Source organism: Actinospineispora spinosispora DSM 44797 (assembly GCF_000429025.1).
Taxonomy (GTDB): domain Bacteria; phylum Actinomycetota; class Actinomycetes; order Mycobacteriales; family Pseudonocardiaceae; genus Pseudonocardia; species Pseudonocardia spinosispora.
Window position 1 is genome coordinate 350,164 of the sequence record NZ_KE386833.1, and the last position, 13,421, is coordinate 363,584.

Annotated in this window: 15 protein-coding genes; 9 read left to right on the forward strand and 6 right to left on the reverse strand. The window is 69.4% G+C overall.

Annotation, left to right across the window (positions count from 1 at the left end; all coding sequences use genetic code 11):
- Positions 1-90: 90 nt before the first annotated feature.
- The 4 genes from G406_RS0125285 to G406_RS49785 are packed head-to-tail and all read left to right on the forward strand — an operon-like array spanning position 91 to position 3,692.
- Positions 91-1,053: a branched-chain amino acid ABC transporter permease gene (locus G406_RS0125285; RefSeq protein WP_028935913.1), complete on the forward strand. Its 963-nt coding sequence runs from the start codon at positions 91-93 to the stop codon at positions 1,051-1,053.
- Positions 1,050-2,174 carry a branched-chain amino acid ABC transporter permease gene (locus tag G406_RS0125290; RefSeq protein ID WP_028935914.1) on the forward strand — a complete coding sequence of 375 codons (1,125 nt, stop codon included), beginning with the start codon at positions 1,050-1,052 and terminating at the stop codon, positions 2,172-2,174. Before G406_RS0125285 ends, G406_RS0125290 begins: the two co-directional genes overlap by 4 nt.
- A 29-nt stretch (positions 2,175-2,203) precedes the next feature.
- Positions 2,204-2,944, forward strand: coding sequence for an ABC transporter ATP-binding protein (locus G406_RS0125295; protein WP_051342825.1), 741 nt, complete (start codon positions 2,204-2,206; stop codon positions 2,942-2,944).
- Positions 2,934-3,692 carry an ABC transporter ATP-binding protein gene (locus tag G406_RS49785; RefSeq protein WP_051342669.1) on the forward strand — a complete coding sequence of 253 codons (759 nt, stop codon included), beginning with the start codon at positions 2,934-2,936 and terminating at the stop codon, positions 3,690-3,692. Before G406_RS0125295 ends, G406_RS49785 begins: the two co-directional genes overlap by 11 nt.
- A 27-nt stretch (positions 3,693-3,719) precedes the next feature.
- Here G406_RS49785 and G406_RS0125305 read toward each other — a convergent pair whose 3' ends face one another.
- Positions 3,720-4,127, reverse strand: a complete 408-nt coding sequence (locus G406_RS0125305) for a VOC family protein (RefSeq protein WP_028935916.1) — start codon at positions 4,125-4,127, stop codon at positions 3,720-3,722.
- A gap of 84 nt (positions 4,128-4,211) precedes the next feature.
- Between G406_RS0125305 and G406_RS0125310 the strand changes: the two genes are divergently transcribed.
- Entirely contained in the window at positions 4,212-4,970 is a 759-nt protein-coding gene (locus G406_RS0125310) for a TetR/AcrR family transcriptional regulator (RefSeq protein WP_028935917.1), read from the forward strand.
- Positions 4,971-5,105: 135 nt separating this feature from the next.
- On the opposite strand, the gene G406_RS0125315 is transcribed toward G406_RS0125310, so the two are convergent.
- Entirely contained in the window at positions 5,106-5,768 is a 663-nt protein-coding gene (locus G406_RS0125315; RefSeq protein ID WP_028935918.1) for a response regulator transcription factor, read from the reverse strand.
- The gene (locus tag G406_RS49790) at positions 5,765-6,907 is read right to left on the reverse strand and encodes a sensor histidine kinase (protein WP_051342670.1); all 1,143 of its coding nucleotides are present in this window, start codon (positions 6,905-6,907) and stop codon (positions 5,765-5,767) included. The genes G406_RS0125315 and G406_RS49790 overlap by 4 nt, the downstream gene beginning before the upstream one ends.
- A 143-nt stretch (positions 6,908-7,050) precedes the next feature.
- Here G406_RS49790 and G406_RS0125325 point away from each other — a divergent pair, with 143 nt between their 5' ends.
- Positions 7,051-7,467 carry a DUF1707 SHOCT-like domain-containing protein gene (locus G406_RS0125325; RefSeq protein ID WP_028935919.1) on the forward strand — a complete coding sequence of 139 codons (417 nt, stop codon included), beginning with the start codon at positions 7,051-7,053 and terminating at the stop codon, positions 7,465-7,467.
- A gap of 1 nt (position 7,468) precedes the next feature.
- Here G406_RS0125325 and G406_RS0125330 read toward each other — a convergent pair whose 3' ends face one another.
- Both G406_RS0125330 and yczR read right to left on the reverse strand, forming a co-directional pair.
- Entirely contained in the window at positions 7,469-7,903 is a 435-nt protein-coding gene (locus G406_RS0125330; protein WP_028935920.1) for a PaaI family thioesterase, read from the reverse strand.
- Positions 7,904-7,961: 58 nt separating this feature from the next.
- The gene (gene yczR, locus G406_RS0125335) at positions 7,962-9,434 is read right to left on the reverse strand and encodes a MocR-like transcription factor YczR (RefSeq protein ID WP_037078389.1); all 1,473 of its coding nucleotides are present in this window, start codon (positions 9,432-9,434) and stop codon (positions 7,962-7,964) included.
- Between the two features lie 83 nt (positions 9,435-9,517).
- Here yczR and G406_RS0125340 point away from each other — a divergent pair, with 83 nt between their 5' ends.
- Positions 9,518-9,901, forward strand: a complete 384-nt coding sequence (locus G406_RS0125340) for a hypothetical protein (RefSeq protein WP_156935154.1) — start codon at positions 9,518-9,520, stop codon at positions 9,899-9,901.
- Between the two features lie 80 nt (positions 9,902-9,981).
- Here the strand turns inward: G406_RS0125340 and G406_RS57320 are convergent, their stop codons facing one another.
- On the reverse strand, positions 9,982-10,182 hold the full coding sequence (locus tag G406_RS57320) for a hypothetical protein (protein WP_156935155.1): 201 nt from the start codon (positions 10,180-10,182) through the stop codon (positions 9,982-9,984).
- Positions 10,183-10,245: 63 nt separating this feature from the next.
- On the opposite strand from G406_RS57320, the gene polA reads away from it, so the two are divergent.
- Entirely contained in the window at positions 10,246-12,993 is a 2,748-nt protein-coding gene (gene polA, locus G406_RS49795; RefSeq protein WP_051342671.1) for a DNA polymerase I, read from the forward strand.
- A 73-nt stretch (positions 12,994-13,066) separates the two neighbouring features.
- A complete protein-coding gene (locus G406_RS49800) occupies positions 13,067-13,417 on the forward strand; it encodes a helix-turn-helix transcriptional regulator (RefSeq protein ID WP_051342826.1) in 351 nt (116 codons plus the stop codon).
- Positions 13,418-13,421 lie beyond the last annotated feature (4 nt).

Here is a 13,421-nt window from a genome sequence, read left to right on the forward strand (position 1 = left end):
GAACGGCCGCTGCACGCGGGCCGTTCCCCGGTTCGGTTCGGAATTCCCGCACGTCCACCGACGTGCACCGTCCCGGAGGCTAATCGCGCAGTGCTCAACGACTTCGTTCTGCAGTTCGGGCCCAGCACCCTCGGCGGCCTGGTGGTCGGCTCGATCTACGCTCTGGTCGCGCTCGGCTACACCATGGTCTACGGCGTGCTCAGGCTGATCAACTTTGCCCATTCCGAAATCTTCATGATCGGCACCTTCGCCGCGCTGTTCGTCCTTTCGCTTGTCGGTCTGCCTGGTCCGCTCAGTGGATTCGCGCTGGTCGGCATGCTGGTCCTGCTGTTCGTGGCGGCGATGGCGTTGTCCGGCGGTAGTGCGGTGCTGCTGGAGGTGCTGGCTTACCGGCCGCTGCGCAAACGCAACGCCCCCCGGCTGGCCGCGCTCATCTCGGCGATCGGCGCGTCGGTGTTCCTGCAGGAGCTGTTCGCGCTGATCGTCATCCCGGACGTGTTCGGCAAGCCCGGCCGGGTCGACGCGGCGGTGCCGAGGCTGGTGGACCGCGACGTCGTGTTCACCGTGTTCGGCACGCCGGTCAAGACCGACCAGGTGGTCATCTTCATCTCGGCACTGGTGATGATGGTCGCGCTGGACCAGCTGGTGGCGCGCACCAAGATCGGGCGGGGCATCCGGGCGACCGCGCAGGATCCCGAGGCCGCGGTCCTGATGGGCGTCAACATCGACACGATCGTCCGGCTGACCTTCCTGCTCGGTGGCGCCATGGCGGGCGTCGCGGGGGTGCTGTACGCGATGGAGTTCGAGAACGTGGCATACAACATCGGGTTCGTGCTCGGCATCAAGGCGTTCACCGCCGCGGTGCTCGGCGGCATCGGCAACATCCGGGGAGCGCTGCTCGGCGGGATCGCACTGGGCCTGGTCGAGAACTGGGGCGCGATCTTCTTCGGCTCGCAGTGGAAGGACGTGATCGCGTTCGTGATCCTGGTGGTGGTGCTGCTGTTCCGGCCGACCGGCATCCTCGGCGAGTCTCTGCAGCGGGCACGCGCATGAGCGACAAGAATCCCCGCATCGGCGGTCCGATCACCCGTATCCGGCTCGGGGTCAGCGGTATCTCGGACCGCTGCCGTGACTGGTGGGCGGGCGCGTCGGGCTGGCAACGGTGGGGGGTCTACGCGCTGCTGCTGGTGTTGGCGGTCATCGCACCGAGCCCGGCGATCGGCTCGTTCATGTCGCCGTTCACCGACTGGACGTCGTTGCTGTTCAACCCGATCGGTACCTACATCCTGCTGGCCATCGGCCTCAACATCGTCGTCGGCCACGCCGGTCTGCTGGACCTGGGGTATGTGGCGTTCTTCGCGATCGGCGCATACTCGCTCGCCTACTTCACGATCAAGCACGGGTTCGCGTTCTGGCCGACGGTCGTGATCGGCATGGCGTTCGCCGCCGTCGCGGGTGTCGTGCTCGGCGCGCCGACGCTGCGCCTGCGCGGCGACTATCTGGCGATCGTGACGCTCGGCTTCGGTGAGATCGTCCGGATCACGGCGACGAATACCAGTGCGATCGGCGGAGCGCGGGGGATGACCTCGATCCCGCATCCGCCGACGATGTTCGGCGTGGAGTTCCTGCTCGACCCGCTGCCGTACTACTACCTGATGGTGGTCATGATCGTCCTGGCGATCGTGTTCTCGGTCCGGCTCGAACGCAGCAGGGTGGGCCGCGCCTGGACGGCCATCCGCGAGGACGAGGACGCCGCCGAGCTCATGGGTGTGCCGACCTTCAAGTTCAAGTTGCTCGCGTTCGCGATCGGTGCGCTCATCGGCGGGCTGGCCGGGGTGATGTGGTCGGGCAAGGTCATCTTCATCGCGCCGACGAACTTCCCGTTCATCCTGTCCGCGACGATCCTCGCCGCGGTCCTGCTCGGTGGCTCGGGCAACCTGCCCGGCGTGATAGTGGGCGCCTTCCTGATCGCCTGGCTCCCGGAGCGGTTCCGAGGCTTCGCCGACTACCGGATCCTGATCTTCGGAGCCGCGCTGGTGATCATGATGGTGCTGCGGCCACAGGGCCTGCTGCCGTCGCGGCGGCGCAGTGCGGAGCTGGCTGATCCCTCCTCGGGCGCGGCACTCGGGGCGGAAGTGGCCGACGCCGACGTGAAGCCGGTGGAGGCGAAGTGAACCCCGTGCTCGAACTGAACGGCGTCACCATGCGGTTCGGTGGCGTCGTGGCGCTGCGCGAGCTGAACCTCAGCGTTCCCGAAGGGCGGATCGCCGCGCTCATCGGACCCAACGGAGCAGGCAAGACGACCGTGTTCAACGTGGTGACCGGAGTGTTCCGGCCCACGGAGGGCAGCGTGCGTTTCCACGGCCAGCGGATCGACGGCATGCAGCGGTTCAAGATCACCAAGGCTGGGGTCGCGCGGACGTTCCAGAACATCCGGCTGTTCGGCAACATGTCGGCACTGGAGAACGTCATGGTCGGCGCCGACGCCCATCACCGCACCGGAGCGATCAGTGCCGCGCTCGGGCTGCCGTGGCATCGGCAGGAGGAACGCGAGGGCCGGGAGAAGGCAGCCGAGCTGCTCGACTTCGTCGGCATCTCCGCGCGCTCGGACGAGACCGCGAGCAACCTGCCCTACGGCGACCAGCGCAAGCTGGAGATCGCCAGAGCGCTCGCCACCGGGCCGAGGGTCCTGCTGCTCGACGAGCCGGCGGCGGGCATGAACCCGGCGGAGAAACGATCGCTGCAGGCGCTGATCCGGCGGATCCGGGATTCCGGTCCCTCGGTGCTGCTGATCGAGCACGACATGGGGCTGGTGATGGACATCAGCGACCACATCACGGTCCTCGACTTCGGCCAGAAGATCGCCGAGGGGCTGCCGCGCGACGTGCGGTCCGACCCGAGAGTCATCGAGGCATACCTGGGGGCTCCAGCAGATGCTTCTTGACGTACACGACATCGAGGTCTTCTACGGGAAGATCGCCGCGCTCAAGGGCATCAGCCTGCAGGTCGACGAGGGTGAGATCGTCGCGTTGATCGGCGCGAACGGCGCGGGCAAGACGACGACCCTGAAGACGATCTCCGGTCTGCGTCCGCTGACCGCCGGCAAGATCCTGTTCGAGGGATCGGACATCAGTCGAATGCCGGGACACAAGCGGGTCGTCGCGGGGATCGGGCACGCGCCGGAGGGGCGGGGCATCTTCCCGGGCATGACGGTGCAGGAGAACCTGCTGATGGGCAGCTACGCCCGCAAGGGACGGCAGGCCGACAGCGAGCTCGACGAGGTCTACGAGCTGTTCCCCCGGCTGGCGGAGCGCAAGTCCCAGTTCGGCGGCACGATGTCCGGCGGCGAGCAGCAGATGCTGGCGATCGGCCGTGCGCTGATGGCGAAGCCCAAGGTTCTGCTGCTGGACGAGCCGTCGATGGGGCTCGCCCCGATCCTGGTCGCCCAGATCTTCTCGATCATCACCGAGATCAACCGGCGGGGAACGACCGTGCTGCTGGTCGAGCAGAACGCCACGCAGGCGTTGCAGCTGGCCGACCGCGCGTACGTACTGGAGACCGGCACGGTCGTCAAGACGGCGGCGGCCCGCGATCTGCTGACCGACCCGCAGGTCCAGGCCGCGTACCTGGGCGGAGACCTGGACACCGCGGCCGTGGCCGAGAGCTCCGGCGAGGGCGAGCCGACCGCGTAGCAGCGGCCGGCTCGCGCCCGCTGAGGATCAGTTCACCTGCGCCTCGGCGGGCGAGCCGGCGCCCTGCCAGTCCACCAGCTGGACGATGACGCCGTTCGGGTCGCGCACCTGGAACGCACGCTCGCCCCATTCCTCCTCGGTCAGCGGCATCGTGATCGTCACCTGCTCCGAGGTGAGCCTGGCCAGCTCTCCTTCCAGATCGTCGACGGTGAAGGCGAGGATCAAGCCCTGTGCGCGGTCGTCGCGCTGGTCGTCGGGCAGGGTGGCCAGGCCACGACGCAGGAAGATCACGTTCATGCCGATGTCCTCCCTCGTCAGTGATGCGAACCCGTCGGCGGCCATCTCCGTGGTGAACCCGAAGTGGTCGGCCAGGAAGGTGGCCGACGCCTCCGGGTCGTCGACATTGAGGGACACGGCGGACGCACTGATACGCATGCAAGCCTCCTGGGTGATGGCAATCTAAACGCCGTACGATGTACAACGTACACGGTACAACGTTTTTCGACGAGGAGAGTTCCCGTGCATTCCGAGCACACCGGAGCCGGTGACCCGGTCCGCACCCTGCAGCTGTTGTGGCGCCAGCCCGACCCGGAGCCACGCCGGGGCCCTCGGCGAGGTCTGAGCATCGACGCCGTGATCACGTCGGCGATCGAGCTGGCGGGGGAGACGGGTCTGGCGGCGATCACCATCCGGCGGGTCGCCACAGGGCTCGGCGTGGCGCCGATGACGCTCTACACCTACGTCCCCGGGAAAGCCGAGCTGCTCGACCTCATGCTGGACGCGGTGTTCGCCGACCTGCCGCTGCTGGACACATCGGGGCGGCACTGGCGAGACCGGCTGACGGCCGTGGCCGAGGAGAACCGGGCGCTGTACACGAGGCATCCGTGGGCGGCGGAGATCTCACTCGCCCGACCACCCCTGGGGCCCGGCCAGTTGGCGAAGTACGAGCACGAGCTTGCGGCGTTCGACGGTCTGGGTCTGGACGACGTGACGGTCGACGCCGCACTGACCCACCTGCTGAGCTTCGTGCGGACCTGCGCTCTGCAGGAGCAGGAGGCAGCGGCGATGCGGCCCGAGGGCGCCGCGGACGACACCGAGTGGTGGGAGAAATCGGCCCCGTTGCTGGAGAAGGTGCTCGACCCGGCGCGTTACCCCCGTGCGGTACGCATCGGCCAGGCGGCGGGTGAGGCGCACGGCGCCGCCTACAACCCCACCCACGCCTTCACCTTCGGCCTGACCCTCCTCCTGGACGGCCTGACCACTCAACTCCCGACCTGACCCGCACACACATCACCCCACCCAAACTCCACCCCACCCACCCCCGACCCTCTGGCACGAATGTGGCTTTAGGGACGTTCAACGTCCCTAAAGCCACATTCGTGCCACGTCGGCGGGGTGCTGAGCGGTGGGGTGTCAGGACCAGCCTGGGCGTACCAGGCCGGTTTCGTAGGCCAGCACCACCAGTTGGGCTCTGTCGCGGGCGGCCAGCTTGATCATCGCGCGGCTCACGTGGGTCTTCGCCGTCGCGGGGCTCACCACCAGCCTGGCCGCGATCTCGTCGTTGGACAGGCCTTCGGCGACCAGCGCGACGATCTCCCTCTCCCTGGTGGTGAGCAGATCGAGCTCGCGCATCGAGCGCACGGGTCTGGTGTGACGGGCGAACTCGACGATCAACCGTCGGGTCACACCGGGGGAGAGCAGCGCCGCGCCCTCGGCGACCACCCGGACCGCGCGCAACAGCTCGACCGGCTCCGTGTCCTTAACCAGGAAACCGCTCGCGCCGATCCGGACCGCCTCGAAGACGTACTCGTCCTCGTCGAACGTGGTCAGGATGAGCACCCGGGTCGCGGCGAGTGCCGGGTCGGCGGCGATCCGCCGGGTCGCCTCCAGCCCGTCGGTCCCGGGCATCCGGATGTCCATCAGCACGACGTCGGGGCGCTTCGCGGTGGCGATGCGGATCGCTTCGGCACCGTCGCCCGCCTCGCCGACGACGGTGATGTCGGGCTGCGCGTCCAGCAGGGCTCGAAAACCCGCTCTGACCAGCGCCTGGTCGTCGGCAAGCAGGACCTCGATCACTGGCGGGCACCTTCTTCGGTCGTCGGAGCGGGAAGCTCGGCGTCCACCCGGAAACCACCCTCCGGCCGAGGGCCCGCGGCGACCGTGCCACCCAGCGCGAGCGCGCGCTCACGCATACCGGCCAGACCGTTCCCACCGCTCAGATCGGCTGGTGCCGTCGCGGTGCCGTCGTCGTCGACCCGCAGACTCACCGAGCCGGGTCGATAGTGCACCCGTACCGTGGCGGTCGCGGCTCCGGCGTGGCGGTGCACGTTGGTCAGGGCTTCCTGCACGATGCGGAATGCGGCGGTGTCGACGGCGGCCGGGAGCGGCCGCGGCGTGCCGAGGCGATCGAGGATCACCGGTTGGCCGCCCGTACGTACCCGCTCGACCAGGTCGTCCAGGTTCCCGAGGCCCGCGACCGGCGACCGGGGCAGCTCCTCGTCGACCCTGCGCAGCACACCCAGCATGCTGCGCAGCTCCACCAGCACCTCCTTGCTCGACGCCTTGATCGCGGTCAGCGCCTCTTTGGCGAGGCCCGGTTGCTCGTCCAGGAGGTGCAGCGCGGTGCCTGCCTGGACGTTGATCAGCGAGACGTGGTGGGCGAGGACGTCGTGCAGGTCACGTGCAATGCGCAGGCGTTCCTCCGTGGCGATCCGCTCCGCGCTGTCGGCTCGGGCCTGCTTCTCCCGATCGATGCGTTCCCAGCGGTTCCGGACGAGCTCGCCGACCGACAGCAGCACCAGCAGCCAGGCCGCCGCGCCGGACAGCACCCACCAGCCCGGTGGCCCGATGCGCAGCCATGCGACGGCGACGAAGCATGGGTAGGCGATCGCGGTGGTGATCCACGCGCCCACCCTCTCCCCATGGATGACCGCGCTGAGCAGCGCGAACACGAAGGCGACGATGATCGGACCGAACGGGTACCCCATCGCGAGGTAGCCGACCAGTGCGACCACGGTGACGGCCAGCGCGGAGATCGGGAACCGGTACCGCAGCAGCAGCGCCGCGGGGCCGGCGAGCAGCAGCAGCACCGCGAGCACGTCCAGCGGGCGCGCGGCCGGCTGTCTGGTCGCGGCGGCGAAGCAGCCGAAGACCTGGACCAGTGCGGCGAACAGCGCGAACGCGACCAGTCGAGGCCCTGCGGCGGGGCGTTGCACGGACCAGACGGTAGCCGGTCGCCGGCTCGCCCACGTCACACCCGGGAGTACGACGCGGCTACTCCGCGGGGCGTAGTGGGCGCCGGTGAGATGTAGCCGCGGCGCCGACGCCGCGCAGGCCTCGGGCGGACAGCATTGGCGGCATGGACGACCCCGTGAGCATCGTGACCAGCATCAGAGCGTCGGACGCGGAGCGTGAGGAGACCGCGAGCGTGATCCGTGCCGCCGCGTCGGAAGGCCGGCTGACCATGGCCGAGCTGGAGGAGCGTCTCGAATCGGTGTACGAGGCACGGATGCGCCACGAACTCCCGCCGCTGGTCGCGGACCTGCCGTCAGCACAGCGGCCGCCCGACGGGCCACCAGGGAACGGTCCCGGCGTGGGCGCCCGGATCGGGCTCGCCGTCCACGCGCTGCTCGTGGTCGCGTTTGCGGCCGCCATGATCGGCCGCTGGGTGATGACCGGCATGCCGTTCTTCTTCTGGCCGGTCTTCCCGATCTTCTGGGCGCTGGTGACGCTCGCCGTCCACGCCAGGATTCGTGGCGTGTTCCCGTCCGGCTGACTCAGCTCGCGGCTGGGCCGGGCTTGCGGTCGAGGTGCATGCAGGTCAGCTTGCCGGTGCAGGTCCGCCGGCCACGCTCGTCGGTGATCACGACCTCGAACGTGGAGGTGGAGCGTCCGACGTGCACCGGGGTGGCGATGCCGGTGACCACGCCCTCGGTCGCGCTGGCGTGATGGGTGCAGCTCAGCTCGAGGCCGACGGGGAAGCGTTCGGGCATGGTGTGCTGGGCCGCCGCGACCGAGCCGAGCGTCTCCACCAGCACACCACTCGCGCCACCGTGGAGGAGGCCGAACGGCTGCCGGTTCCCGGTGACCGGCATCGTGCCGACCACTCGTTCGCGGCTGACCTCGACCAGCTCGATTCCCATGCGGGTGGGCAGCTGCTCGGCGGCCAGCTCCGGCGTCATCATGGCGGCGGCCTGGGGGAGGGTCGACATCCGGGAACTTTAACCCGCGTTCGAGAACAACCGTGCGTGCCCATCGGGTCGCTGTGCGCTACGCCACCTCTGTAGGTGCCGAGGGCCATCCGGTCACCGGCAGGTCGGTGTGTGGCAGCGAGTTCCACGCGGCCGCGAGCCGCCCGATGGCAAGATCCAGCGTCGGCTCGGCCAGCGTGTACGGGACCCGAAGACAGCGCTCGAACGCGCCGTCGACGCCGAACCTCGGGCCGGCCGCGAGCAGGACGCGGTGGCGGGTCGCCGTCGACACCAGCGCGCTCGATGCCGGTCGGCCGAGATCGACCCAGAGGGACAGCCCGCCGGTCGGGATGCTGGTTCGCCAGCTCGGGAGCTGATCGGCCAGCAACCCGAGCAGATGGTCGCGCGCGGAGCGCAGGGCGGGCAGCCGGTCGGCGAGCACGTCGTCGATGCGCGTCATCAGCTGCTGGGTGATGAGCTGGTCGAGCACCGACGTGGAGATGTCGATGGACGCCCTGGCCCTGGCGATCCGCTCGATCATCGCGGGCGCCGCGCGCACCCAGCCGATGCGCAGACCACCCCAGAACGTCTTGCTCGCCGAACCGATCGTGATCAGCGGGGGAGAGCTCGCCCCCAGTGCGTGCACGGCCAGCGGGGGCTGCGCGAGGCCGTCGAGCACGATCTCGCCCATCGTCTCGTCGATCACCAGCGTGGTCCTGGTCCGCCGGGCCAGTGCTACGACCTCGGCGCGCTGCTCGGGGCTCATGACCCGACCGGTCGGGTTCTGGTAGTCGGGCATGAGGTACATGAGCCGAGGACAGACGTCCCGGATGGCGGCGGCCATCGTGGTGAGGTCCCAGCCGGTGTCGCCGAACCCGACCGGCACCGCCCGGGCGTGCTCACGCGCGATCGCGTCGAGTGCGTTCGGGTAGGTCGGGTGCTCGACGAGCACCCGCTCGCCCGGCGCGACCAGCGCCGACAGGACCATTGCCATCGCGTGCTGGGCGCCGCAGGTGATCAGGATCTGGTCGCGGGTCGTAGGCAGCCCCCGGTCGTCGTAGCGGGCGGCGACCGTGTCGCGCAACGAGTCGAGCCCGAACAGCTGGTAGCCGCTGCCGGTGGCGTGGCAGGGGAAGAGCTCGGCGGCGGCGCGCAACGCGTCGGCGAACGCCTCGGTCGGGGCGGGAGGAGCGGCGTAGGCCAGATCGAAATCGGTGGGGTCGCCGGTCGGCGCGAACGCCGACGACACCGAGGGCGCTCCCGTCCTCGGCAACGTCGTCCAGCTACCCGAACCCCGCTTGCTCTGCAGGAAACCCGACTCGCGCAGCAGGTCGTAGCTCGCCGCGACGGTGGTCCTGCTGATCACCAGTACGCCGGCCAGCTCACGCTCGGCGGGCAGCCTCGTCTGGGTCGGCAACCGGCCGTCCAGTACCAGCAGCTTGATGCGTTCCGCGAGCTCGGAGTAGGCGCTCGTGCCCGTGCCCGAGACGGAGCGCCACTCACCGAGGTGCTTCACCAGCGTGCGCCCGCTGACGTGCCGATCGCCATCCATATGGACCAGTCCACTTCCTTGTGATTGGACCTGTAAGGCCAAGCCAATGAGGTCCAGGATAGAGGTACAGGGAGGTGAACGCGATGACTGGACTGCTGGTGATGGTGTTCCTGACAGCATTGGCCCTTGCCGTGCCTCGGTACGGCATGGACAGCCGTGATGGTCGCGACTGGGGTGGGGTGGCCCGTCGGACGGGTCCGGGAGAGCCCCGGATACACACCCCGGTCGAGGACCTTCGGCAACTGCGCGGCGCGGTGCGGAGGTTCGCTCGCCGGACGGTGCGGGCGTGGCGGGCGCAGGAGCACGCGTGGGGAGCGTGCTGGCAGGCGCACCAGCCGTGGCGCGGTGACGACCTGCCCGCCCACGTGGGCGAACTGAGGTGGCGAGCAGACGAGAACGGCTGGCAGCTGGAGGGACGCACCCTGCCCGGTCGTCCGCCGCTCCGGCACCCGCAGGACCACGGCTGATCGTTCGGGCTGGCGCGGATCTGGGGTTGCGGGGCGTTGTCCCCGCTGGCCGATCAGTGTCTTGGCGTGGTCGGGCGGCCTCAACCCCCGGCTTCGCCGGCCTCGCCCGTCTGCGCGGCTGTGCACATAGCGCGGTGTGACCACAGGATGCGCGGCGTCGGCGTTTCCTTGATCACCACGGCCTGGTGGCTGATCTCGCGCGAAAAATCAGCCACCACACCGTGCTGATCATGCAACGACAGCGGGACCACGCCACCACCACAGCGAGCCGGGGTGGTCACAGAAAAACTCCGCGCGGAACAGGCCCGAAAATCTAGTCGGGGGGTCTCACTAGACTCGCCGCCGTGACCGTCACCACCGATGCCGCGCAGACTGCCCCACCCGGAGACCAGACCGATCGACGGCTGTTGTTGTTGGATGGTCATTCGCTCGCGTACCGAGCGTTCTACGCGCTCCCGGCGGAGAACTTCCGCACCCAGACCGGCCAGACGACCAATGCGGTGTACGGCTTCACCTCGATGCTGATCAACCTGTTGCGTGACGAGCAGCCGACGCACCTCGCGGTCGCGTTCGACGTGTCGCGCAAGACGTTCCGGTCGGAGGCCTTCGCCGAGTACAAGGCGAACCGGTCGAGCACGCCGGACGAGTTCCGGGGCCAGGTCGACCTCATCCGTGAGGTGCTGAACGCGCTCAAGGTGCCGTCGCTGGCGATCGAGGGCTACGAGGCGGACGACGTGATCGCCACGTTGGCGACGCAGGCCACGTCCGGTGGCTACCGGGTGGCGATCTGCACCGGCGACCGTGACGCGTTCCAGCTGGTCAACGAGTCGGTCACGGTGCTCTACCCGAAGCGCGGTGTCTCCGAGCTGTCCAGGGTCGACCCGGACGAGGTGCAGACCCGGTACGGGCTGAGCCCGCGCCAGTACCCGGATTTCGCGGCGCTGCGCGGCGACCCCAGCGACAACCTCCCGTCGATCCCGGGCGTCGGGGAGAAGACGGCCGCGAAGTGGATTCGGGAGTACGGCTCGCTCGCCGAGCTGACCGACCGGGTCGACCAGGTCAAGGGCAAGGCGGGCGACTCGCTGCGGGCGAACCTGGCGAACGTGCTGCTCAACCGGCAGCTCACCGAGCTGGTCCGGGACGTTCCGCTGGAGCTCGCGCCGGATGATCTGATGCTGCACCCGTGGGATCGGGACGCGGTGCACCGGCTGTTCGACGAGCTGGAGTTCCGGGTGCTGCGTGAGCGGCTGTTCGCCACGCTGAGCAGCGCCGAGCCCGAAGCAGACGAGGGTTTCGAGGTGCAGGGTGGCGTGCTGGCCCCCGGCGCCGTCGGCGACTGGCTGACCGAGCACGCGCGTGACGGCCGCCGCGTCGGGTTGTCCCTGCACGGCAACACCGGCAGCTGGCTGGGCCGTGACGTCGATGGGATCGCGCTCGCCTCGGCGGACGGCCAGGGCGGGTACGTCGAGGTCACGAGCATGACGCCGGAGGACGAGGCCGCGTTCGGCGAGTGGCTGGCCGACCCGGCGGTGCCGAAGGCCGGGCACGACATCAAGGGTGCGCTGCATGCACTGCGGGCCCGTGGCTGGCGCATCGACGGACTCACCAGCGACACGGCGCTTGCCGCCTACCTGGCGCGGCCGGGTCAGCGCAGCTTCGACCTCGCCGACTTGGCGCTGCGCTACCTGAGGCGTGAGCTGCGTGCCGAGGACGAGGCCGAGGACGGTCAGCTGTCGCTTCTCGGTGGCGTCGAGGAGGCCGACGCGCAGCGCGCGTCGGCGGAGATGCTGAAGGCCAGGGCGATCGGCGAGCTGGCCGACGCCCTCGATCTGGAGCTGGCGAAGCTGGGCGGCGCCGAGCTGCTCGCCGACATGGAGCTGCCGCTGCTCGGTGTGCTCGCCGACCTCGAGCACGCCGGCATCGCGGTCGACAACGACGCGCTGTCCGCGCTGGAGGCCGACTTCGCGGCGCAGGTGAAGCAGGCCGCGCAGGACGCGTACGCGCAGATCGGCAAGGAGATCAACCTCGGTTCGCCGAAGCAGCTGCAGGTCGTGCTGTTCGACGAGCTGGGCATGCCGAAGACCAAACGGACCAAGACCGGTTACACGACCGACGCGGACGCGCTGCAGAGCCTGTTCGAGCAGACCCAGCACCCGTTCCTGTCGCACCTGCTGCAGCACCGCGACGCCACCCGGCTGAAGGTCACCGTCGACGGGTTGCTCAAGTCGATCGACGACGACGGCCGTATCCACACGACCTACAGCCAGACGATCGCGGCGACGGGCAGGCTCTCCTCGACCGAGCCGAACCTGCAGAACGTCCCGATCCGGACCGCGGCAGGCCGTCGCATTCGGGAGACGTTCGTGGTCGGACAGCCCTCGGCGGGCGTGCGGTGGTCCGAGCTGATGACCGCGGACTACAGCCAGATCGAGATGCGGATCATGGCGCACTTGTCCGAGGACGCGGCGCTGATCGAGGCGTTCAAGTCCCACCACGACTTCCACGCCGAGACTGCGGCACGGGTGTTCTCCGTCGACGCGGCCCAGGTGAGCCAGGAGCAGCGGGCGAAGATCAAGGCGATGAACTACGGGCTCGCCTATGGGTTGTCCGCGTTCGGGCTGTCCGGTCAGCTGCGGATCTCCACCGAGGAGGCCCGGGGGTTGATGGACGACTACTTCCAGACCTTCGGTGGCATCCGCGACTACCTGCGCACCGTCGTCGAACGGGCCCGCAAGGACGGCTACACCGAGACGATGCTCGGCAGGCGCCGTTACCTGCCGGACCTGAACAGCGACAACCGCCAGCGCCGGGAGATGGCCGAGCGCATGGCGCTGAACGCGCCGATCCAGGGCAGCGCGGCCGACATCATCAAGGTGGCGATGCTCAAGGTCCACCGGGCGCTCACCGGGTCGGAGCTGAGCTCACGGATTCTGCTGCAGGTGCACGACGAGCTCGTCCTGGAGATCGCCGAGGGCGAGCGCGCCGCGGTCGAGGAGCTGGTGACCAGGGAGATGGGCGCCGCCCACGAGCTGGACGTGCCGCTGGAGGTGTCGATCGGTGTCGGACACAGTTGGGACGACGCCGCGCACTGAGCCGGCGAGGGCCCGGTACCTGTCCGGGCCCTCGGTCGAGGTGCTGGTCCGGCTGCGTAGGGCACGCGACCTGATGGACCGCTGCTACGCCGAGCCGCTGGACCTGGCCGCGATGGCACGGGAGGCCGGCTTCTCCCGGTTCCATTTCGCCAGGCTCTTCCGGGTGGTCTACGGCGAGACACCCGGTGGCTACCTGAGCAGGCGCCGGGTCGAGCGGGCGATGGACCTGCTGGGCGCGGCCGACCTCACCGTCACCGAGGTGTGCATGGTGGTGGGGTTCAGCAGCCTCGGCTCGTTCAGCTCGCGGTTCAGCGAGCTGGTCGGGATGTCGCCGTCGCGCTATCGGCGCGCTCGGAGGGAGGGGCAGGCGCCGCTACCGGTGCCGGGGTGCTTCGTCCGGGCCTGGTCGAGGCCCGCTCGGTAGAGCA